Origin of the sequence: Paraburkholderia acidisoli, assembly GCF_009789675.1 — a bacterium.
Taxonomy (GTDB): Bacteria; Pseudomonadota; Gammaproteobacteria; order Burkholderiales; family Burkholderiaceae; genus Paraburkholderia; species Paraburkholderia acidisoli.
On record NZ_CP046916.1, the window covers coordinates 1188454 to 1210119 of the forward strand.

Annotated in this window: 15 protein-coding genes; 6 read left to right on the forward strand and 9 right to left on the reverse strand. The window is 67.2% G+C overall.

Annotation, left to right across the window (positions count from 1 at the left end):
* Positions 1 to 91: 91 nt before the first annotated feature.
* Positions 92 to 2185, reverse strand: a complete 2094-nt coding sequence (locus tag FAZ98_RS34145; RefSeq protein WP_158958751.1) for a TonB-dependent receptor — start codon at positions 2183 to 2185, stop codon at positions 92 to 94.
* Positions 2186 to 2591: 406 nt separating this feature from the next.
* Between FAZ98_RS34145 and FAZ98_RS34150 the strand changes: the two genes are divergently transcribed.
* Complete coding sequence (locus tag FAZ98_RS34150; protein WP_158958451.1) at positions 2592 to 2873, forward strand: hypothetical protein; 282 nt, start codon at positions 2592 to 2594, stop codon at positions 2871 to 2873.
* 2 nt (positions 2874 to 2875) lie between these two features.
* Here FAZ98_RS34150 and FAZ98_RS34155 read toward each other — a convergent pair whose 3' ends face one another.
* From FAZ98_RS34155 to FAZ98_RS34170, 4 genes are all read right to left on the reverse strand, one after another.
* Complete coding sequence (locus FAZ98_RS34155) at positions 2876 to 3856, reverse strand: Csu type fimbrial protein (RefSeq protein ID WP_158958753.1); 981 nt, start codon at positions 3854 to 3856, stop codon at positions 2876 to 2878.
* A 47-nt stretch (positions 3857 to 3903) separates the two neighbouring features.
* Complete coding sequence (locus tag FAZ98_RS34160; protein ID WP_158958453.1) at positions 3904 to 6291, reverse strand: fimbria/pilus outer membrane usher protein; 2388 nt, start codon at positions 6289 to 6291, stop codon at positions 3904 to 3906.
* 134 nt (positions 6292 to 6425) lie between these two features.
* The gene (locus FAZ98_RS34165; protein WP_158958455.1) at positions 6426 to 7178 is read right to left on the reverse strand and encodes a fimbrial biogenesis chaperone; all 753 of its coding nucleotides are present in this window, start codon (positions 7176 to 7178) and stop codon (positions 6426 to 6428) included.
* A 215-nt stretch (positions 7179 to 7393) separates the two neighbouring features.
* A complete protein-coding gene (locus FAZ98_RS34170; protein WP_233273045.1) occupies positions 7394 to 7879 on the reverse strand; it encodes a Csu type fimbrial protein in 486 nt (161 codons plus the stop codon).
* Between the two features lie 419 nt (positions 7880 to 8298).
* On the opposite strand from FAZ98_RS34170, the gene FAZ98_RS36135 reads away from it, so the two are divergent.
* From FAZ98_RS36135 to glgX, 3 genes are all read left to right on the forward strand, one after another.
* Positions 8299 to 9834: a methyl-accepting chemotaxis protein gene (locus tag FAZ98_RS36135; RefSeq protein WP_158958459.1), complete on the forward strand. Its 1536-nt coding sequence runs from the start codon at positions 8299 to 8301 to the stop codon at positions 9832 to 9834.
* Between the two features lie 93 nt (positions 9835 to 9927).
* Complete coding sequence (locus FAZ98_RS34180; RefSeq protein WP_158958461.1) at positions 9928 to 10248, forward strand: antibiotic biosynthesis monooxygenase family protein; 321 nt, start codon at positions 9928 to 9930, stop codon at positions 10246 to 10248.
* 308 nt (positions 10249 to 10556) lie between these two features.
* The gene (gene glgX / locus FAZ98_RS34185) at positions 10557 to 12734 is read left to right on the forward strand and encodes a glycogen debranching protein GlgX (protein WP_158958463.1); all 2178 of its coding nucleotides are present in this window, start codon (positions 10557 to 10559) and stop codon (positions 12732 to 12734) included.
* Positions 12735 to 12781: 47 nt separating this feature from the next.
* Here the strand turns inward: glgX and FAZ98_RS34190 are convergent, their stop codons facing one another.
* Positions 12782 to 13540: a glycosyltransferase family A protein gene (locus FAZ98_RS34190; RefSeq protein WP_158958465.1), complete on the reverse strand. Its 759-nt coding sequence runs from the start codon at positions 13538 to 13540 to the stop codon at positions 12782 to 12784.
* 221 nt (positions 13541 to 13761) lie between these two features.
* Here FAZ98_RS34190 and FAZ98_RS34195 point away from each other — a divergent pair, with 221 nt between their 5' ends.
* Positions 13762 to 16185 carry an ATP-binding protein gene (locus tag FAZ98_RS34195; RefSeq protein WP_158958467.1) on the forward strand — a complete coding sequence of 808 codons (2424 nt, stop codon included), beginning with the start codon at positions 13762 to 13764 and terminating at the stop codon, positions 16183 to 16185.
* Between the two features lie 31 nt (positions 16186 to 16216).
* The gene (locus FAZ98_RS34200; RefSeq protein WP_158958470.1) at positions 16217 to 16651 is read left to right on the forward strand and encodes a response regulator; all 435 of its coding nucleotides are present in this window, start codon (positions 16217 to 16219) and stop codon (positions 16649 to 16651) included.
* Positions 16652 to 16705: 54 nt separating this feature from the next.
* Here FAZ98_RS34200 and FAZ98_RS34205 read toward each other — a convergent pair whose 3' ends face one another.
* The 3 genes from FAZ98_RS34205 to FAZ98_RS34215 all read right to left on the reverse strand — a co-directional run bounded on the left by FAZ98_RS34205 (position 16706) and on the right by FAZ98_RS34215 (position 21626).
* The gene (locus tag FAZ98_RS34205; protein ID WP_158958472.1) at positions 16706 to 18409 is read right to left on the reverse strand and encodes a sensor histidine kinase; all 1704 of its coding nucleotides are present in this window, start codon (positions 18407 to 18409) and stop codon (positions 16706 to 16708) included.
* Positions 18410 to 18420: 11 nt separating this feature from the next.
* A complete protein-coding gene (locus FAZ98_RS34210; protein WP_233272996.1) occupies positions 18421 to 19146 on the reverse strand; it encodes a biliverdin-producing heme oxygenase in 726 nt (241 codons plus the stop codon).
* A gap of 503 nt (positions 19147 to 19649) precedes the next feature.
* A complete protein-coding gene (locus tag FAZ98_RS34215; RefSeq protein ID WP_158958476.1) occupies positions 19650 to 21626 on the reverse strand; it encodes a PAS domain S-box protein in 1977 nt (658 codons plus the stop codon).
* Positions 21627 to 21666 lie beyond the last annotated feature (40 nt).

Genomic DNA, 21666 nt, shown 5'->3' on the forward strand with positions numbered 1-21666 from the left:
CATAAGCGCACGACGTAAAAAAAAGCCGCGTGATACGCGGCTTGAAGCAACCGAAGGCAAGCGCGAAGCCATGCGCTTGCCTTTTTTGTCATCAGAAGTCGCCGCGCATGCCGATCATCACGCTGCGTCCGCCTTCGGGCGCGATGTCACGCACCACCGAACTCGCGAAGCGCACGTCCTGGTTCGTGAGGTTGTCGCCGCGCACGTAGGCGAGCCAGTTGGTCTTGCCCACGTGGAACTTGTACGAGAGCGCGACCGCGAGCGTGGTGTAGCTCGCCGTGGGCAGATCGTCTTCGGGCACGCGGTGCTGCGCCCACGCATGCACGAGTTCCGCGTGTGCGCCGAACGGGCCGTAGCCGTAGTCCGCGTCGAGCGTCGTGCGCAGCGGCGAGATGCGCGGCAGCGGCGAACCCGTGTCCACGTTGCGCGCGTGCGTGTAGTCGGCCGTCAAGCCGAGGCTCACGCGGTGCGGGCCATGCTCGTACACGCGCCAGTGGCCGTCGAGTTCGATGCCGTAGAACTCGGCGGGCACGCCGCGATAGACCGCTTCGTTGAGCGCGTCGTCGGTGCCGGCGGGCACGGGCGTGTCGCTGTCGTCCACGAGCCGGCCGGTGTTGTACTCGGTCAGGTAATTGCGGAAGCGGCTGTAGAACACGCCCGCGCTCGCCTTGTTCGGACCATTCTCGTAACGCAGCGAGAGATCGGTCGAAATCGCCTTTTCCTTCTGCGCGTTCGGGTTGCCGATCAGATACTGGCCCGTTGCGTCGTGCGGTCCGTTCGCGTACAGCTCGTAGAACGTGGGCGCGCGCTCCGTGTAGGCCACGTTGGCGCTCACCGCCCACACCGGCGTGAGCTTGTAGATCGCGCCCGCCGAAAGGCTGCCCGCGTTGAAATCGCGCGCGCTCGAACCGTCGAACTTCGTGCCGCTCGAGTCCACCGGATCGAGCTTCACGTGTTCGAGCCGGCCGCCCAGGCTCAGCTTGAGCGCCGGCGTCACCTTCCACTCTTCCAGGCCGAACAGCGCGACGTTGGTGGTCGTGGTGGTGGGCACGAGCGCTTCGTCGCCGAGCGCCGAAAACGTGTTCTGGCTCACCTGCACGCCGAACGCGCCTTCGAACGGGCCGATCTTCTTGTGACGCGCTTCGAGACGCGCTTCGTAGCCGTGATTGCGGAACGTCGTGCTGGTCTCGCCGTTGTCGATCTCGCGATGTTCGTAGTCCGTATAACCGAAGTCGAACTTCAACTGGCTGATCGGGCCTTGCAGATTGCGCACTTCCGACGCGATCGCCACGTGATCCTGATGCATGCGCAGACGCACGTCGTCTTCGGCGACCGAGCCGTAGTTCGCGTCATAGCCGTTGTACGAAATGCCCGCGTAGCCGTCGGCCCACGTGTACGAAGTGCCGACCGCGCCGCCGTGCCAGCGGCCGTCGCTGTTCGGAATGCTGCCGTAGGGCTGGTCGGCGTCGGGGCCGTCGGCCGCGCGCTGCTGCGCCGAATGCGCGTAGCCGGGAATGCGCTGGTTGCTCGTGTCGCGGTCGAAGGCGTCCACGTGGAATGCGAACTGGCCGTTACCGCCTTCCACCTGCGCCGCGCCCGCGCGCGCGTCGTTCGCGCCGCCGTAGCTCGCGTCGATCGCGCCCGTCACGCCCGTAATGGCTTCGCGCGGAATGCGGTTGTCGATGGTGTTGACCACGCCGCCGATCGCGTTGCCGCCGTACAGCAGCGCCGCCGGGCCACGCACGATTTCCACGCGCTCGATCGACAGCGGGTCCTGCGGCACCGCGTGGTCGTACGACAGCGACGAGGCGTCGTAAGCGGCCACGCCGTTTTGCAGCAGACGGATGCGGTCGCCGTCCATGCCGCGAATGATCGGGCGGCCGACCAGCGGGCCGTAAGTCGTGGTCGAAACGCCGGGCAAGCCGTTGAGCGTTTCGCCGAGCGAGTTGGCGCTGCGCATGACGAGCGCGTCGCCGCTCACCGACGTCGTGGGCGAGGAGAGATCGGTTTCGCCGAGCGGATTGGCCGTGACGAACACGGGGGCGAGCGTCGCGCCCGTCGTGCCGCTCGAGGCACTGGCCGAAACGTTGCTCGATGCGGCGCTCGACGCGCCAGCGGGCGCGAGCGTCGATTGCGCATGGGCGAACGCGCCGAAGAGCGCGAGCGGCAGGGGCGCGAGCGGCAGCGCGCGCGCGAGGCGGCGCGCCGCGCCGCGTGCGGTCGGTCGGAGGAAGAAGGTGGTCGCCACGATGGTTTCTGTGCGTTCGTTGTGACGGCGGCGCGCATCCGGGGCCCAATGTGGACGCGCGCCGCCTCGGTTGGTCTGGTCGCAAGCCTGCGTGGCGTTGATGTTACGTTATAACATTACTGACAGTAAAGTAAATTTTGAAGGCAATTTCGAAGGAACCCGTGATCGAAAATTTTTCTGGCCGAAAGCCACGCGCAATACGTGCGTTAGCCCACTGCGAATCGGACAAAACGTCGCCATGCTCAACTTTCGCGGCCGCGTGCCGACAAACATGACGAATACTGAATAAGACGCCGGCGTCGCGCCTCCCGCGGCGCACGCTCCCGAACCAATCAAGAACAAGATGCGCGCCCTTAATTTCCGGCGGCTGGTGCTCGTGCTCGCCGTCCCGCTCCTCGCATTCGCGTTGCCTTATGGCGACGCGGCCGAGCCCGCCACGATGCTCGTGAGCCTCGTGGTGCAGCAAAGTTGTGTCGTGAGTTCGAACGGCGGAACCGCGATCGCGCCCGTCGTCAATTGCGCGCACGGCGAACCGTGGCTCCTGAGCCAGACCGACACCACGACCGGCAGCGCGCCGTCACGGCTGCGCGCGGCGGCGGATTCGGTCTGGACGGTGGTGTTTTAACCTCAGAACGCGATCGTCGCGGTGATCGTGTCGCTGTAACTGCCGGGCGTGGGCCCGCTTTGCGCCGGCACGCGCCCGTACACCGTGAAGGTCTGGCTCGTGCCAGTGCCGGTTCCCGTCGCCATGACGGTGCCGTTGGTGCCGTCGCCCCACGCGCTGCCCAACGCGGCATCGAGATACAGCTGATAACTCACGGTCGTGCCGCCGCCCGAGCGCTGCATCGTGCGCGCAGCCACATTGCCGCTGCTGCCACCGTTCAGCGAGATGCGATAGGCGTCGCCGTTGGTGCATTGCGCCGTGATCGTGCCATTCGCCTGCACCGCCGACTGCAACACGCCCCGCGAGCCGAACGCCACCGGCGTGGCCGAGATGTTGCAGTTGTTGATCACGTTCGCACTCACGGAAAACGGAAACGTGCCGCCGATCGTCGTGACCGAGGGACACGTGGGCGAGAGCAGCAGGAAGAACGCATAGTTGAGCGACGTCTGGTCCGCGCCGAAGTTTTGCGTGTACGTGGTTGTCGCGTTGTTGACGGTGGGCACCGTGGGCTGAGACCCCGCTATCTGCCCGTAGAACGTCACGGTTTGCGTGAGCGTCGTGCCCGTGGGTTTGTTCAGCGTGATCGAGATGGGTGTGGACCCCGTGTAGATCGAGCCCCAGCGCTGCGCATACGCGCCGTCCTGATAGAGGTCGTAGTTCAGCGTATTGGTGCCGTTGCTCATCGTGCGCGGCGTCGTGCCGCCCAGGTTCAGGCACACGAGCACCGAAGGCGTGAGCGTCACCGCGGACCACGTGCAGGTGATGCTCACGCTGCCCGTGGCCGTCACGGGCGCGCCCGAGATCGGGCTCACGTTGCCGAACGAAACGGTCGATGCCGAAGCCGAGCAGGTTTCCGCGTGCGCGCTGTTGGCCGCCAACAGCAGCGCGAGACACACGCCCGCCAGCACGCACGCGCGCCTGAATGCGCCCATGAAGGCGCCCATGCGCGTGAAACTCGCCGCCCGGTTCATCGTCGACGAAAAAGCCGGCGTCATGGCGCACCGCCTTGCGTGCTCTGGGCGTTCTGCGCGACCGGCTTGCACATCAGCGGGCCGAGCGTTTGCAGCCCCTCGCCTTCGCGATGCCACGAGAAGGTGACTTCGCAGTGCAGATTGCCGCTGTCGATCAGCAGATGGTTTTCCGCCGCGAGGTCGTCGATGAACGTGATGCCGTCGTAGCCCACGATGGTGTCGTGGCCGCTTTCCACGTGATGCACGCGCCCGCCCGCGGGCAGGCGCTGGCCGTCCGGCCCCGTCACGATCACCGATGCCGCGCGGTAACGCGTCACGCCGAAATGCGCGAGCACGCCCGACTGCGCCTGCGGCACGAGGTCGAGCGAGGTGCTGGCGAGGCGCGCGTCGGCGGGCAGTTTCATCGCGTCGATGGCGACCTGGTTGTGCTGGTACGCGTTGAGGTCGGGGATCAGCAGATGGCCGCCGCCATCCGTTTCGCCAATCACGCGATTCTCGTGCAGCACGGGAATGCCCGCCACGCCGTCCGTCGAAACGAGCGCGAAACCGTCGTCGATACGCCGCGCGAGTTCCACCGAATGATCCATGAACACGAGCGCGCCCGTCATGTCGAGCGAGCCGATCGTCTGCGTGCCCACCTGCTGCACCGAGGCCGTGGCCTCGCCGTAATTGCCGAGATACTGCAGTTGCGCCTGGCGGAACGGCGTCGAACCCGAGCCGCCGTCCTGCACACCGTAGCCCCAGCCGCCCGAGTAGTCGGGCGGGCGCAGCGCGTTGGCGTTCCAGGTGGACTGGCCCGCCTGGCGGCCCACGGTCGCGTTGACCGAGGTGTTGTGGCCGAGGCCGAGACTCGCGCTCAGCAGCACGCCGCGCGAATCGTGCTGACGAAAATCCTGGTACGCGCTCAGATTCACCGAAACGAGATTGCCGAAATTGAAGGTCCACGCGAGCGAGCCGATCTGCGAGACGGGCGCGCCCGGAATCTTGTAGCCGATATAGCTCGCCGAAACCGTCTGGTTGCGCAGGAACGGCACCGCGACCGTGACGCGATCCGTGATGGTGGGCACGGGCGTGCCGTCGCGCGCGGCCAGATCGCCGTAATCGCGGTATGCGCGTATCGTCTGCGCGTCGATCGACACGCGCGGCGAGACGAACTGATAGCCGAGGCTCACCTGGGCGCCGTTGAGCCGCCCCGTGCTCAGGGAAAGCGCGCCGTTCACCACGCCCGCCGTGCCGAGTCCGAACAACGCGCCGCCGCCCGCGTTCACGAGCCCGCCCGTGACTTCGCCGTGCGCTTCGAGCGTGAGATGGCTGCTCACGCCGTGCCGCCACGAGGCGCTCGCGGCCGGGCGCGGGTCGTAGTCGAACGAATCGAGCCCGTAATTGCGGCGCAGGAAACCGGCCTCGAACGAATAGCTCGACAGGCCCGGCGCCACGAGGCGCGTATCCACGTAGAGCGGCAACGAGGTGGCGATGGTGCGGCCGAGCGCATCGTGCGTGATGACGGTGGCATTGCCCGCGCCCGTGATGCCCGGCACGTCGTTGATGATGAACGGCCCGGTCGGCACGTTGCCGCTGTACTGGCGCACGCTGTTGATGTACAGATCGACCGAGGTGGGCACGACCGCGCTGCCCGGCAGCGCGGGCACGGGGAACGTCACGAGGTCGGGGCGCAGCGAGAAGTTGCTGCGATACTGCACGCCGCCCATGCGGATCGAGCGCGTCCACGCGAGCGAAGAAGAAATCGTGTCGCCGATCTGCGTGGTCGCGAGCGTGGCCGGATTCGAGGTGCTGAACGAACTGTCGTAGCGCACGTAGCCGTCGTGGCCGCGATAGACGTTGGCCACGCCCGTGTTGCTGAACACGCCCAGTGGATCGAAGTAGCGTTCCTCGCTATAGAGCGCGAATTCCGAGGCCGCGCCCGACTGCGCGTAGGCGTCGTAGTTGAAGACGAAGCCGCGATCCGAGTGCGCGGGCGGAATGGCCGAAACACCGCGCGTGTCGAACTGGAACGGTTTGCGCAAGGCGTCGGGCAATTGCAGGTCGATGCGCTGGTTGGCCGCGTCGTAGCGATAACGCAGACCCGGAATCGAGCCCAGTTCGACGTTTTGCGCGTCGTTCAGATGCAGCCGCTCGGTGGCGAGACCCACGGCGTTGAGGTCCGCGCCGGCCGCGAAGAGGCGTCCGCCCAACTGGCGGAAGTGCACGATGCGCGACGTGCGTTCCCCGTTCACGTCGACTTCGAGATAGAGATCACGCGCGTTCATCGTGCCGGCGTCAACGGGCGGCTGCGTTTGCGCGCGTGCGCTCGCCGCCCACGCTGCGAGCAGCGAGGCAAGCAGCGCCGCTGCCGCGAGCTGCCGGCAGGCGCGGCGACACCGGCGAGACGCGCGTCGGGTTCGTTTCATGCGTGTTCTGGTGGTTCATGCGCCTCTCGTGCGCCCGCTGCCTGCGGCACGCGCACGATCCTCCTTGTCATCGGCCTCGCTGCTCTCCGATTCGCCCGTCCTCCCTCGTTGCGCGCCTCGTGAGTGCGGCGCGTTCATCCACCGCTCGCGTCGATCGTCACCGGCGCCTCGAGCGGCTGCGTATTCACGGTCGCGCGCACCGTGAGGCGAGCGGGTTTCGTCGACGGGGGCAAGTTGACGTGCCATTGCCGACCTTGCCCCGCGAGCGCGTAGCCGAGCAGCCCCTTGGTCACGTCGTGCGTCTGGCCGAGATCGTCGACGAGTTGCACCGCCGCGATCTGCGCGCGCCGCGCGCCCGTGTTGTCGGCGCGCAGCGCCCAGCCGTTCGGCGCGTGCACGAGATGCCACGCGAGCACGGGGCGCGCGGCCGTATTCGCGGCGTCGACGAACACCGGCACCGAATAGCGCAGGCGGATCGTCACGCCCTCGGCCGCGGCCGAACCCGGCGGCGGCAATTCGTCGATCAGCAAGCGGTAGCTTTCCTCGCCCGCGGGCGGCGCGCTCGCGGTACGCACGAGGCGCACGAGCTGATCCGCATGCGGCGCGATTTCGATCAGCGGCGGGCTCGCGATCACGTCGGTGGCGGGCGTGAGCACGTCGTCGCCATTCGCCTGGCTCCAGCGGAACACGCGCACCTGACCGTACACCGGCGTTTCGCCGGGATTGCGCAGCGTGAGGCCGGTGGCCACTTCGCCGGGCGAGAACTCGATCGTCACCGGCGAGATTTGCAGCGTGGCCGCCTGCGCGTCGCGCACGCCGAACGCCGCCAGCGCACCGAGCGCAAGCGCGGCGACGAACAGACACCGCGCGGCGATCCGCGACGGCATTGCCGTCAGCTGCCCACAGGGGCTCGCATGCGTAGTCGAAAACCCGCCCACACGCCGAACGGCGCGCGAATCAAGACACCGATTCGAGCGCCGTATCAAGCGCCGTATCAAACGCTGTATCAAGCGCAGATCCACGCGCGGATTCGGGAGCGAATTCAAGCGCGCGAACCCGTGCACGATCGAACGGGTGGCCAGAGGCGAAACCGACCGTGCCGTCAAAAGTAGACCGTGGCGGTAACGGTGGTCTGGTACGTGTCCGGGCGCGGCGTGGTCTGCGCGGGCACCTGACCGTAGACGTTGATCGTTTGCGCCGAGCCCGTACCCGTGCCCGCCACGGTGTTGGTGCCTTGCGTGTTGCCCCAGATGGTCGTGCGGCCCGCGTCCTGGTACAGCTGGAAGCCGACCGTGGTGGTCGTGTTGCCGGTGGCCGTACCCGCCATCAGCCGCGCGGTCACGCTCGAACCGGTCACGGAGCCCGCGTCGAGCCCGACGTTATACGGCGTCGTGTTCGTGCAGGTGACCGCGAGCGTGGTCTGCTGATTGATGGCGGTGGCGAGCACACCGTTCGTGCCGAACGCGAGCGGATTCGCGGAAATCGCGCAATTCGCCTGCAGCGTGAGCGTGACGTTGAAGGTGGCCGTGGCCGTTCCGTTCGAGTAGACGGCCGCGTTCGCGACCTCCACGACCGGTAAAACCGGCATGAACGCAATAGACAAACCAGTGACGACGGCAAGGGCGTGTTGGCGTTTCATCGACCTGACTCCTGCATGTGCCGCGTTCACGACGACCGGCGGAAATTGGGGAAATGAAAGGGACTAGCCTCATTTATACGAATAATCGGCACACTCGACTGAGAGAAATTACATTCTGTTACATGATCCCTAGATCCTTGATGCATAACGAGTTACGGGATTTCCCGGATATTTTTCCGGCATCGAAAAGCGGAAAAAATGTCTGATAACCACTAAATTGAGTAACAATTACAATTGTCGGTTTTTAGCGAATTCTTAAAAAATTCTTGCGTGGCCCTAAATTCCCGCAAACGTTTGTCGATATGTAAGGGGACGCCCGCGCCGCTGGCTGCGGCGGCGTCGTTTTCGGCTCCCCACGGTACAGACGCATGACACTCACCATTCGCGCGCGAATCGCCCTGACGTTCGCGCTGCTCGCTCTTTTGCTGACGATTTCCGGCGTGCTCGGCTTCGTCAGCACGGAAATGGCCAATAGCGCCAATCGCGACACCTATCGCAACAAGCTCGCCGAATCCACGGCCATCGACAACGCCGAGATCTACATCGCGCGCACGCGCCTCGTGCTCGACCGCGTCGCGCTGCATCCGGAAGCGGCCAACGTCAACGACCAGTTGCAGCGCGCCGCGGGCTTCTTCAAGAATTCCGACGAGTGGTGGACGAAGTTCACGCAGATGCCGCACGAAGCCGACGAGCTGCCGCTCATCGCCAGGACCACGGAGCGCCGCTCGGCCATGCGCGACGCCGTGGCGGGCTTTACGAAGGCGCTCGAGTCGGGCGACCGCGCGAGCGCCGACAACATCGCCATGACGCAGCTGTCGGACCTCTATAGCGCGATGAGCGCCGCGAACAACGAGGTCAAGAAACATCTCTACGAAAACGCGCGCCTGCGTTACGAGGCGGCCGAAGCGAATTTCCATCTGTTTTCCGGCCTGAGCGCGGCCATGGTCGTGCTCGGCCTCGTCGGCGCGGGCATCGGCTGGATCGCGCTGCGCCGCGCGATCATGGCGCCGCTCAACTACGCGCTCACGAGCCTCGACGAGATTTCGTCGGGCAATCTGAGCCGCCCCGTGCGCGCCGAACGCCGCGACGAAATGGGCCTGCTGCTCGACAACATCGAGAAAACCCGCGCGGAACTCGGCTCGGTCACGGGCGCGGTGCGCACGGGCAGCGAGTCGGTGTCGGTGGCCACGCGCCAGATCGCGGCGGGCATGATCGACCTGTCCGCGCGCACGGAAGAACAGGCGGCCTCGCTGCAGGAAACCGCCGCCAGCATGAACGAGCTGACCGCGACCGTGAAGCAGAACAGCGACAACGCGCGCCAGGGCAGCGCGCTCGCGCACGAAGCGGCCAACGTGGCCTCGCGCGGCTCGGACGTGGTGCGCGACGTGGTGAGCACGATGAGCGAGATCGAAGGCAGCTCGAAGCAGATTTCCGAGATCACGGCGATCATCGAGGGCATTGCGTTCCAGACCAATATCCTCGCGCTCAACGCGGCCGTGGAAGCGGCCCGCGCGGGCGAGCAAGGGCGCGGCTTCGCCGTGGTCGCGAGCGAAGTGCGTTCGCTGGCGCAACGCTCGGCCGCGGCGGCGAAAGAGATCAAGGACCTGATCGCGAATTCGGTGGCAACCGTCGCGCACGGCACCGATCTCGTCTCCACGGCGGGCACGACGATGGCCGAACTGCATACGGCCGTCGAACGCGTGACCACGATCATGAACGAGATCGCCTCGGCCTCGGCGCAGCAGCAGACCGGCATCGAGCAGGTCGATACGGCCGTCACGCAGATGGACGAAGTCACCCAGCAGAACGCGGCGCTCGTCGAGCAGGTCACGGCGGCCGCGCAGGCGCTCGACACGCAGTCGTCGAAACTCGCGGGCACGGTGCAGGTGTTCCGCGTGGCGTGACATTGCGCGATACGACGTGCCGATGCGCGCGCCTCTTATAGAATCGGGCGTGTCCACGCCGGACGTATCAACGCTCGCCATGAGGAACGCCGCATGTATATCGCCATGAATCGCTTCAAGGTCGCGCCGGGCTCCGAGTCCGCATTCGAGGAAGTCTGGGCGAAGCGCGACACGCATTTGCGAGAAGTGCCCGGCTTTATCGAGTTTCATCTGCTCAAAGGGCCGCAGCGCGACGATCACGTGCTCTACGCGAGCCATACGATCTGGGCGAGCCACGCCGACTTCGAGGCGTGGACGCGCTCCGAGCAGTTTCGCGCGGCGCATCGTAACGCGGGCAACACGGGCGAAAATCGCCCCGTGTATCTGAGCCATCCCGAGTTCGAAGGCTTCGAGGTCGTGCAGACGGTCAAATGACCCCGCCGGTCGCCGCTCCCCCGGCGATCGGTAAAACTGCCACCCCCGCCGCGCCAAAGCTACATTTCGCGCGGCGCGCCGCGGCACACCCGAGGCGGCGCGCCCGTGCCGCCGCACGCACGACGCCCGCGCGGCGCCCCTTTCTCCCCTTCCGCCTTCCGCAAACGCCAGCTTCGCCCTACGGGCCCGAAGCTTGCTTTCTTGCCCGTCACGTCTTCGTTGCCGCACTGCCGCGCCGGGTCGCCGACCCGCCGCGCGCGCAGCCGCGTCGTCTCTCCACGCCTACCCAACCGTCGAGCTTCGAGCCCATGAACAACAAAACCGCCAGCCGTATCGCAGAAGGTCAGCCGTATCCGCTCGGCGCCACCTGGAACGGACGCGGCGTGAATTTCGCGCTGTTTTCCGCGAACGCCACCAAGGTCGAGCTGTGTCTCTTCGACGAGACCGGCGAGCACGAAATCGAGCGCATCGAACTGCCCGAATACACCGACGAGGTCTGGCACGTCTTCCTGCCCGATCTTCAGCCCGGCGCGATCTACGGCTATCGCGTGCATGGACCGTACGACCCGCAGGCGGGCCATCGTTTCAATCCGAACAAGCTGCTGCTCGACCCGTATGCGAAGGCGCACGTGGGCGAACTCAAGTGGGACCCGGCCGTGTTCGGCTACACGATCGGCCACCCCGACGGCGACCTCTCGTTCGACGAGCGTGACAGCGCGCCGTTCGTGCCGCGCTGCCGCGTGGTCGACCAGTCGTTCAGCTGGCATCACCCGTTGCGCGAACGCGTGCCGCGCGAACGCACCATCTTCTACGAGACGCACGTGCGCGGTTTCACGATCCGCCATCCGGAAGTGCCGGAAGACGAGCGCGGCACCTTCGCGGGCCTCGGCAACACGGCCGTGCTCGATCACATCCGCAAGCTCGGCGTGACTTCCGTGGAATTGCTGCCGATCCACACCTTCGTCAACGACTCGCACCTGCTCGAGCGCGGCCTCACGAACTACTGGGGCTACAACACGATCGGCTTTTTCGCGCCCGATCCGCGTTATTCGGTGGGCGCGCACGGTTCGATCGACGAATTCAAGAACATGGTGGACCGCTTTCACGCGGCCGGGCTCGAAGTGATTCTCGACGTGGTCTACAACCACACCGCCGAAGGCAGCGAACTCGGGCCGACGCTGTCGTTTCGCGGCATCGACAACGCCTCGTACTATCGCCTGCCCGAAGACCCGCGCTATTACATCAACGACACGGGCACGGGCAACACGCTCAATCTCTCGCACCCGCGCGTGCTGCAGATGGTGACGGACAGCCTGCGCTACTGGGTGCTCGAAATGGGCGTGGACGGCTTCCGCTTCGACCTCGCGACCATTCTGGGCCGCGAACCGTATGGCTTCGACGAAGGCGGCGGTTTTCTCGACAGCTGCCGCCAGGACCCGATCCTCTCCAGCGTGAAGCTGATCGCCGAACCGTGGGACTGCGGCCCCGGCGGCTACCAGGTGGGCGGCTTTCCGCCGGGCTGGTCCGAGTGGAACGACCGTTTCCGCGACACCGTGCGCGGCTGGTGGAAAGGCGACGAAGGCAAGGCCGCCGACCTCGCCACGCGCCTGTGCGCTTCGGGCGACCGCTTCAACCGGCGCGGCCGCCGGCCGTGGTCGAGCGTGAACTTCGTCACCGCGCACGACGGCTTCACGTTGAACGATCTCGTGTCGTACAACGAGCGGCACAACGAGGAAAACGGCGAGGACAACCGCGACGGCCACGGCGACAACCTCTCGTGGAACTGCGGCGCGGAAGGCCCGTCCGACGACGCCGAGATCGTCGCGCTGCGCGAACGCCAGAAACGCAACTTCCTCGCCACGCTGCTGCTCTCGCAAGGCACGCCCATGCTGCTCGCCGGCGACGAATTCGGCCGCACGCAACGCGGCAACAACAACGCCTATTGCCAGGACAACGAGATCAGCTGGGTGGACTGGGAAGGTATCGACGACGACGGTCGCGCGCTCAACGAGTTCGTGCGCAAGCTCACCACGCTGCGCCATGCGCTGCCGGTGCTGCGCCGTAATCGCTTTTTGATCGGCGAACACAACGAAACGCTCGACGTGACCGACGTCGAATGGCTCTCGCCCGCGGGCGTGCCGCTCAACGGCGACCAGTGGGGCGACGCGCAGATGCGCTGCTTCGGCATGCTGGTCGACGGCCGGTCGCAGACGAGCGGCATCAAGCGGCTTGCCTCGGACGCGACCATGCTGATCGTGCTCAACGCGTATCACGACGTGGTGGATTTCACGCTGCCATCGGTGCCGGGCACCGATCAGTGGAGCTGCCTCATCGACACCAACATGCCTGTGCGCGAAGAGCTGCCGGAGTTCGAGGCCGGCGACGTGTATCAGGTGACGGGCCGTTCGCTGCTGCTGTTCGCGCTGCACGCGCGCGGCGCGACGCAGCGCGTGTTCGACCGGCTCGAGGAGAACCTCACGGGCTAAAAAGCTAAGCGGCTAAGCGGCCAGGGCCGGGGGCGGCGAACCGCAGTTCACTCGCGCGCCCACGGCTTGGGCCTGCCGTTCAGGAGCGCTTCGACGTGCGCGTTGCCGCCCACGAACGACGCTTCGCTCGCCGAGCCCGGGTTGCCGCCCAGCCGGTAGCAGACCGTGTAGCGGCCCGTGCCCGCGAAGCAGTCCGAGCCGTGCGCCTGCACGACGCGCAGCAGGAACTGGCGGTCGCCGCCCCAGCCCCACAGCCAGAAGTGCGTGATCTTGAGCAGGAAGTCGGTGCGAAAAAAATAGCAGCTCGTGTCGATGAGCGGGCCGCACACGCCGTTGTAGAGCCCGAGACTGTGGGCGTCGTCGCGGCAAAGGAACGTGCCGTCCTTGCGATGCACGGTGCGCAGGGCAAACGCCATGCCGTAGGGCGCCTGCGGCCGCGATTCGAGGGTGGCGATGCACGACTCGACGTGATCGGCGCGCAGCCAGTTGTCCTGGTCGAGCATCATCGCGTAGTCGTTGTTGACGAGATAGCCCGCCGCGCACATCACGCGCGCGCCGTACCAGTGCTGGCGTTGCTCGGGCGGAATGCGCGCGGTGCGCTGGCCGCCCGTGTTGAATGGCAGCACGAGTGTGCGCACGCGCTCGCGATGCGGCAGACCGGGCGGCAGGTCGAGCGGGCGGGCGAACTGCGCGCCGTCGAACACGACCAGCACGTCGGTGGGCACCGTCTGCGCGAGTACCGAACGCACGGCGGCTTCGAGTTCGGGCGCGCCCGTGGTGGGAATGATGACGATGGCGGGATTCAAGACGGACTCCGTGAATGGGCTGGCGAGCCGCCCATGCTCGCGGCGCGCGGCGCCGGGATGAATCGGAGAACTCCGAAAGCCCGCGGCAGGGGCCGGATTCACACGAACTTACGCGCTACCCGGCGCAAGCCGTCGGCAATCTCGAAGCATCCGGCCAGATCGCACGCGGGCCGCCGCGCAAACGTGCGAGAATTCGCGGCTGGCCCCGAACCGGAGGATGCATGACGAATGACGCGCAGATTCACGCAGAGACCGTGCAGGCGGAATGCGCCCGGGAACCGATTCATGTTCCGGGCAGCATCCAGCCGCACGGCTTTCTCGTGAGTCTCGACGAGACCGGGCGCATCGTGCAGGCCAGCGCGAACGCGGGCGCCCTCGCGGGCACGAGCACCGAGGCCTTGCTCGGCCAGCCGCTCGCGCGCCTCGTGGGCGAAGCAGCGGCGCGCGCCGCGCTCGAAGCGCTGGCCGTGCCCGGCTCGGACGGCACGCCACGTTTCGTGGGCGCGATCGCCGACCCGCGCGGCGGCCAGCCGCTCAATCGTCATGCCGAAGGCGCCGCGCCCGACTTGCCGCTGCATACGCACACGCACGAACACGCGCCGCTCGCGATCGTCGCGCATCGTTTCGACGGCATCGCGATCGTCGAACTCGAACCCGCGCTGGGCGCCGCCGACGTGTTCTCCTCGCTGTATCCGCTCGTGCGCACCTTCCTGCGCGGCCTGCAGGAAAGCGAAAGCGTGGACGACCTCGCGCGCCTCGCCGCGAACGAAATCAAGCGCATCACGGGCTACGGCCGCACGCTCGTCTATAACTTCGACGAAGCGGGCAACGGCCACGTGATCGCCGAAGCCGTGGACGAGGGCTATCACTCGTATCTCGACCAGCACTTCCCCGCCGCCGACATTCCGGCTCAGGCGCGCGCGCTGTATCTGCAGAACCGCATCCGTCTGATCGCCGACGCCGACTACGAGCGCGTGCCGCTGGTGCCGCCGCGGCATCCGGCCACGGGCCGGCCCACCGACCTCACGTGGGCCTCGTTGCGCAGCGTCTCGCCCGTGCACGTGCAGTACATGAAGAACATGGGCACATGGTCGTCCATGTCGATGTCGATCGTGGTGCGCGGCAAGCTCTGGGGCCTGATCTCGTGCCATCACGCCACGGCGCGGCTGCCCGCCTTCGAGGTGCGTGCCGCGTGCGAGCACATCGCGCAGATGCTCTCGCTGCAGATCGAGGCGCGCGAGGACCGCGCCGGGGCCGAGTATCGGCTGGAACTGCGGCGCCGCCTCTCGCGGCTGCTCGCGACCATGGCGAACAGCGATCACTTCGTGGGCGCGCTCGCCGACGAACCGCGCGATCTGCTCGGTCTCGCCGACGCGAGCGGTGTCGCGATCGTCTTCGACGGCCGCGTGGTCACGGTCGGCACGACGCCCGAGCCCGCGCAGATCGACACGCTGCTCACGTGGCTCGACGCGCAGACCGGCGAGATCCACGCCACCGAAGCCCTCGCGCAGGAAACCGGCGAGCGCTTCGATCAGGACGCGGCGGGCATGCTTGCCGTCTCCATCTCGAAGCTGTTTCGCAATTACGTGATCTGGTTCCGGCCCGAGGTCGTGCGCGCGCTCAAGTGGGCCGGCGACCCGCGCGCGAAGCTCGCCGCGCAATCCGCGTCGCTCTCGCCGCGCGCGAGCTTCGACGTGTGGACCGAAGTCGTGCGCGAGCGCTCGCTGCCGTGGCGCCCCGCCGAACTCGAGATCGCCATGGAGTTTCGCGCCGCGCTGCTCGACATCGTGCTGCGCCGCGCCGAGGAAGTCGCGCAACTCGCGCTCGAACTCGGCCGCGCGAACGAGGAACTCGAAGGCTTCTCGTACACCGTCTCGCACGACCTGCGCGCGCCGCTGCGCCATATCGCCGGTTTCGCCGACCTGCTCGCGCAAACCGACGCCGCCAACCTGTCCACGCGCGGCCGCCATTTCGTCGAGCGCATCGCCTCCTCGGCGCGGTTCGGCGGCAAACTCGTGGACGACCTGCTGGCGTTTTCGCAGATGGGGCGCGCGGCGCTCCACAAGCAGCGCGTCGACCTCGGGCGCCTCGTGAACGAGCTCGTGGCCGACCAGCAGCGCGACGCGCCCGAACGGCCGATCGACTGGCGCGTGGGCCCGCTCTGCACGCTCACCGCCGACCCCGTGCTGCTCCACGTGGTGCTGCGCAACCTCATCGACAATGCCGCGAAATTCACGCGCAATCATGCGGAAGCCAGCGACCCTGCGATAATCGAGGTCGGCTGCGAGGCGGGAACCGGCGATCTCGCCGACCACGACGTGGTCTATGTGCGCGACAATGGCGTCGGTTTCGACGCGCGTTACGTCGACAAGCTGTTCGGCGTGTTCCAGCGCCTGCACCGCTTCGAAGACTTCGAAGGCACGGGCATCGGCCTTGCTTCCGTCAAGCGCATCGTCGAGCGCCACGGCGGCCGCGCGTGGGCCGAAGGCGCGCTGGACGTGGGCACGACGGTGTCGTTCGCGATCCCGCGCTCGATGGACGCGCCGCCCGCGCAGCCCGGCGAAACCGCCGCGGCGGCCGTCGCACGACTCGCCTCGGTTTCGCCGGAAGCACAGCCGTTCAGAAATGTGCGCAAGCCCGAATGACAGTTATAAGGTAGTGGAGGAAGGAACCGCCGTGCTCAGACCCATCTTGCTGGTCGAAGACAATCCCAACGACATCGAACTCACGTTGATCGCGCTGGAAAAGGCGCGCCTCGCGAATCCGGTGGTGTCGTTGCGCGACGGCGCCGAAGCGCTCGATTACCTGCGCCGCGAAGGCCAGTGGTCGGAGCGCGCGGCGGAGAATCCGGCCGTGATTCTCCTCGACAAGAAACTCCCGAAGATCGACGGCCACGAGGTGCTCAAGGCCGTGCGCGAGGACGACTCGCTCAAGCGTATTCCCATCGTCATGCTCACTTCCTCGCGCGAGGAAAAAGACCTGCTGCGCAGCTACGACCTGGGCGTGAACGCCTACGTGGTGAAGCCCGTGGAATTCGACGACTTCATGGACGCGATCAACGATCTGGGCGTGTTCTGGGCCGTGCTCAACGAGCCGCCGCCGGCGCGCTAAGCTCCCGCGTATCGCGTCGCCCGCGCGACAAAGCGGTCGAAAGCCGCCGCCGTCTCAGCGATATCGCGGCAGTTGCACCGTGAAGGTCGCGCCCAGCCCCTTGCCCGCGCTCTGCGCGCGGATCGTCCCGCCGTGCAGCCGCACGATGCTGCGCGCGAGCCACAGACCCAGCCCGAGCCCCGCCGCGCGCGGCCCCTGCCCGTCGTCGCTGGCCTGATAAAAGCGCTCGAAAATGCGCTCGACCACGTCGGGCGCGATGCCGCGTCCCGTGTCGCGCACCCGCAGTTCCGCATGCTCGCCCGCCTCGCGCACGCTCACTTCGATCAAACCTGCCTCGCAGAACTTGAGCGCGTTCGTCATGAGATTCCAGATCACCTGACGCAGGCGTTTTTCGTCGGCCATGACGATGCACGAGTTCAGGTCGTCCGCGACGAGGCGCACGCCCTTCTCCTCGATCCGCATGCGCATGTCTTCGGCGATATTGCCCGCGAGCGCGCCCAGATCCACGGGCGCGAGGTCGATGGAGAGCTTGCCCGTGGCGATCGCGCCGCTGTCGAGCAGGTCGTCCACCATCAGCGCGAGCTGGCGCGCGTTGCGCTCGATCACCGTGCCCGCCCGCGCCATGTGCGCGAGGTCGCCCGAGCGTTGCAGCAGCGTGGCCCACGACTGGATCGCGCCCAGCGGCGAACGCAATTCGTGGCTCACGGCGGCCACGAAATGATCCATGGCGCGCGTGGCTTCTTCGCTGCGTTCGCGCGCGCGGCGTTCGGCTTCGGCGTTCGCCTGGTGTTCGAGCTCCGACTCCTTGCGCATGGAGATGTCGAGCGCGAGCCCGATGAGCGATGCAGGGCGCGTGTCGGCAGGCGCGGCGGCTTGCGGCGCGGCTTCGATGCGGTCGCCGGTGCCGGTCGCCTCCATCGCGCCGGGCCCGGCCGTTTCGCCGTGACGCGTGCGCGTGGCGCGCAGCAGGATCCAGCGCCGCCGCCGGTTGGGCGACGTGATGCGGAAGTCGACTTCCACGGGCGCTTCGGCCACGCGCGCTTCGTCGAACGCGGCACGCACGCGCTCGCGATATTCCTCGTCGATCAACTCGTCGAACAGCCGGTTTTCGGTGATAGTCGCCGCCACCGGCAAGCCGAGCAAAGCCTTGAACTGGTCGTTGCAGATGAACGTGCGCGTGTGCGGCTCCAGTTCCCACGCACCGACGCTCGCAAACGCGAGCGCGTGCTGAAGCTGTTCGTGCTGCTGTCGCAACTGTTCGTTGGCCTCTTCCACCAGCACCTGGCGCAAGCGCGCCTGCGAGCGCAGCTTGGCGCGCTCACGCTGCCCACGCGCTTCCTCTTCCATACGCTGCGTGACGTCGTGCACGCACAGGCCGATCAGCGGCTCTCCGCGCGCCGTGCGCAGCGGCGTTGCGTTGGCCTGCCAGTAGCGCGGCGCGCGGTGCGCTTCGCCCTCGCGCGCCATGTCGTAGCGGATCACCGGCGACTGACGGCTTTCGCTCGCGGCGATGCCTTCGAGCATGCCGTCGAGCCAGCGGCGGCGGTCGTTGCGCTGGCCCACCGAACCGGTTTGATTGACCTCGTAGATCGAGCGGCCGACGAGTTCGGCGCGCTCCGTGGCCACCAGCGAGAGATAGGCGCGATTGACGGCGACCACGCGGGCGCCGGCGTCGAGGATCAGCCAGGCGTCGGGCAACGCGTCGAACACCTCGGCGAGATCGAACAACGCGGGCGCCTCGGAGATCGGCTCGGACATGCGGCTTGCCGTCACGCGGTGTGTCCGGCGTGTCCGGTGTGTTCGTCTTGCGCGTCGTGCTCGCGCGGTTGCGCGGCCAGCACGGCGATCAGACGATCGAACGCATCGCAGGCGCCGGCGCACGCACGCGCCACCTCTTGCGGCGAGCGCACGGCCTCGCGCAACGCGGCGATGAACGCATGCCAGCGCGGCCCCGGTCCGGCGCCTTCGCCGCCGAGGTAATGGAGCGGATGCGGCGCGAGCGGTTCGCGCAACCGGCGCAGCAGCACCGCGCCGCCGAGTTGCGAGCCTTCGATCACGTAGCTTGCACCCCAGCGCCAGGCGGCATCGGTTTGCAGCGGCGGCAGCGTGGCGGCGGCAGCCACGGCGTTCGCGTTGTCAGCATGAACATCGGCATGAATACCGGCATCAAGCGCACGCATGGCGGGATGCGCGAGATCGCGCTCGATGAGCGGCTCGCGCGTGATGCGCGACACGCGCGCGGCGTCCTGCGGGCCGTCGTCGAACGCGGCGAACGCGTGCTCGAACGGTGCGAGCCAGGCGCGGATCAGCAACAGGTGACGCCGGTAGGCATCGAGCGTGGACGAGGCCGCGAGCGGCATGGCGCCTTCGACGGCGTCGTGGCGCGCCGCGGTGGCGGTGCGCAGTGCCGCGAGCACGTCGGGCGCTCGATCGGCAGCATCAACCGGTGCGGGCGAGACGAACGAGGATGCGGCAGGCGTTGGCAGAGTGGTCACAAGTACGTCCAGGCAAAATACGCAGGCAGATAACGCAAGCCGATCACAACGCGGCAAACCGGCTCGCATGCCGCGCTCAAAACATCGCGAGCACCAATGCGCGAGCGCGCCACGCTCTCTGGCTTCACGGTGCGCGAGGGAGTTCCCGCCGGGTAGGCTAACCAAGCCGCCGAGCCCGCGCCGTGCGAGGCCAAGCCTGAACGATACGCGCTTTGCCCGGACTTGTGCCCGGGCGTCGCAGCCGCAACGCGTCGTGCTGCCGGCGCTCAGGCGCGAGTCGAGATTCATGGCAGGATTGGCGGCGAAGGCGGTAGGAACCGCCTCGCGGAAGGTCGGAAAGACCCGCGAGCGGCGAATTACAGCACGTTACGTGCCTGTCGGACGAATTACATTGCGCGGCGTACGGCTATTGCGCGGCGATCGCGCACGCTGTTCGAAGAGACCACAACACGTTATGACGACGTCGCGAGCCGTGACGTTCGCCGCAACGCGAAAAGCGACGCTCAAACGTCGAGCGCGGCCAACGCTTCCGCGCGCGGTGCCACGCGCCACGTATTGCGGCCCGCGCGCTTGGCCTCGTACATGGCGGCATCGGCGAGACACAGCGGATCGTCGGCGAGCGCGTGGCCTTCGGCTTCGACCGACAAGGCGGCGCTTGCGTTCGGCGCGGCGCCGCTGGCAACGGTCCCAGCGTTCGCAGGGTTCGCGCCAATCGCACCATTCGCGCCCGTGGCCCCTGTCGCGCCGCGCTGGCCCGCGAGCACGACGCCCACGCTCGCGCTCATTTCGATCAGCTTGCCGTTCATCGCGAGCGGTTTCGACACGGCCAGGCAGATCGCCGCCGCGATACGCTCGCCCGTGCGCGCGTCGTCCACGCCGCGGCTCGCCACCACGAATTCGTCGCCGCCCAGACGGCACACGATATCGTCGGTGCGCACCGTCGCCGCCAACCTGCGCGCGACTTCGCGCAGCAGCACGTCGCCGGTATCGTGGCCGTAGCGGTCGTTGATCGCCTTGAAGCCGTCCATGTCGATAAAGAACAGCGCATAGGGCTTGCCGCTCGCACGCAACGCGCCGAGCGAGTCCTGCAACGCGCGCCGGTTCGCGAGGCCGGTGAGCGGATCGAGCAACGCGCTCTCGCGCAGGCGCTGCTCGGTGCGGCGCTGCTCGGTCACGTCGTGCGACATCACGTAGAAGCCCGTGACCTTGCCGTCGCGTTCGGCCGGGATATAGGTCGCGCACCAGACGCGCTCGGGCGCGGCCGCATAGCGCACGTTCTCGCAGGTCACGCGTTCGCCCGCGAGCGCGCGCGCGAAGAACGGCTGCAATGCCTCGAAGGTCTCCGTGCCGAGCGTCTCGCGCAGGCTATGGCCGCGCAGCAGCGAGGGATCGGCGGCGAACACGCGGCGGAAGGTTTCGTTGTTGAACTGATAGCAGAGATTGCGATCGACCACGGCGATCAGCGCGGGCAGATTGTCGGTGATGGTCTGCATGGCGTCGCGGCTGCGGCGCAGTTCCACGGTGCGTTCGCGCACGCGCTCTTCGAGTTCGACGTGATAGTTGCGCAGCGCCTCTTCGCTCTTCTTGCGGCTGCTGATGTCCTGCACGGCCGCGATGAAATGCAGCGGCGCGCCCGAGACGTCGCGCACGAGCGAGACGGCGAGGCTCACCCACACCGGCGTGCCGTCGGGGCGCAGATAGCGCTTCTCCATCGCGTACGTGGCCTGCCGACCCGCGAGCAGTTCCGAAGCCAGCGCGACGTCGCCGGCAACATCGGCGGGATGGGTGACGGAGGCGAACGTGCGCTTGCGCAACGTCGCTTCGTCATAGCCGACGATCTCCGTGAACTTCTTGTTCACGTCGAGGAAACGACCGTCGAGATCGACCACGGCCTTGCCGATGGGCGTCTGTTCGAACACGGTGCGAAAGCGCGCCTCGCTGATCGCGAGCGAGCGGCGGTCGCGCTCGTGCGCGGTGCGCGAGCGCAGCAACTGGCGGCGCGTTTCCAGTTCGCGCTCGACCAGCTGCGCGAACTCGTCGAGCATGGCGGCCTGGTTCGCGTCGAAGCTGCGCGGCGCGGCGTCGATCAGGCACAACGTGCCGATCACCTGGCCGTTGGCGAGCTTCAGCGGCGCGCCCGCATAGAAGCGGATATGCGGTTCGCCCGTCACGAGCGGGTTGTCGGCGAAGCGCTCGTCGTCGAGCGCGTCTTCCACCACCAGCAGCCGTTTGCTCAGCACCGCGTGCGCGCAGAACGACATGCTGCGCGGCGTCTCGCAGGCGGCAAGACCGTGATGCGACTTGAACCACTGGCGGTCTTCGTCGACGAGTGAAATCAGCACGATCGGCACGCCGAACGCGAACGCCGCGAGCCGCGCGATGCGATCGAACGCCTCCTCGGGATCGGTGTCCAGGATATCGAGCTGCCGCAGCGCGTGCAGACGTACGTCCTCGTCGAGAGGCAGGGGTGCCGTGATCATTGCGTGGGGTTCGCCAGATTCGCCAGTACAAAACGGTTAC

What these genes read in the sequence shown, in the direction of transcription:
- FAZ98_RS34150 (WP_158958451.1), top strand. Translation starts at nt 2,592, where the DNA reads ATGCGCGCCCTTAATTTCCGGCGGCTGGTGCTCGTGCTCGCCGTCCCG.
- FAZ98_RS34155 (WP_158958753.1), bottom strand. Translation starts at nt 3,856, where the DNA reads ATGGGCGCCTTCATGGGCGCATTCAGGCGCGCGTGCGTGCTGGCGGGC.
- FAZ98_RS34160 (WP_158958453.1), bottom strand. Translation starts at nt 6,291, where the DNA reads ATGAAACGAACCCGACGCGCGTCTCGCCGGTGTCGCCGCGCCTGCCGG.
- FAZ98_RS34165 (WP_158958455.1), bottom strand. Translation starts at nt 7,178, where the DNA reads ATGCCGTCGCGGATCGCCGCGCGGTGTCTGTTCGTCGCCGCGCTTGCG.
- FAZ98_RS34170 (WP_233273045.1), bottom strand. Translation starts at nt 7,879, where the DNA reads ATGCCGGTTTTACCGGTCGTGGAGGTCGCGAACGCGGCCGTCTACTCG.
- FAZ98_RS36135 (WP_158958459.1), top strand. Translation starts at nt 8,299, where the DNA reads ATGACACTCACCATTCGCGCGCGAATCGCCCTGACGTTCGCGCTGCTC.
- FAZ98_RS34180 (WP_158958461.1), top strand. Translation starts at nt 9,928, where the DNA reads ATGTATATCGCCATGAATCGCTTCAAGGTCGCGCCGGGCTCCGAGTCC.
- glgX (WP_158958463.1), top strand. Translation starts at nt 10,557, where the DNA reads ATGAACAACAAAACCGCCAGCCGTATCGCAGAAGGTCAGCCGTATCCG.
- FAZ98_RS34195 (WP_158958467.1), top strand. Translation starts at nt 13,762, where the DNA reads ATGACGAATGACGCGCAGATTCACGCAGAGACCGTGCAGGCGGAATGC.
- FAZ98_RS34205 (WP_158958472.1), bottom strand. Translation starts at nt 18,409, where the DNA reads ATGTCCGAGCCGATCTCCGAGGCGCCCGCGTTGTTCGATCTCGCCGAG.
- FAZ98_RS34215 (WP_158958476.1), bottom strand. Translation starts at nt 21,626, where the DNA reads ATGATCACGGCACCCCTGCCTCTCGACGAGGACGTACGTCTGCACGCG.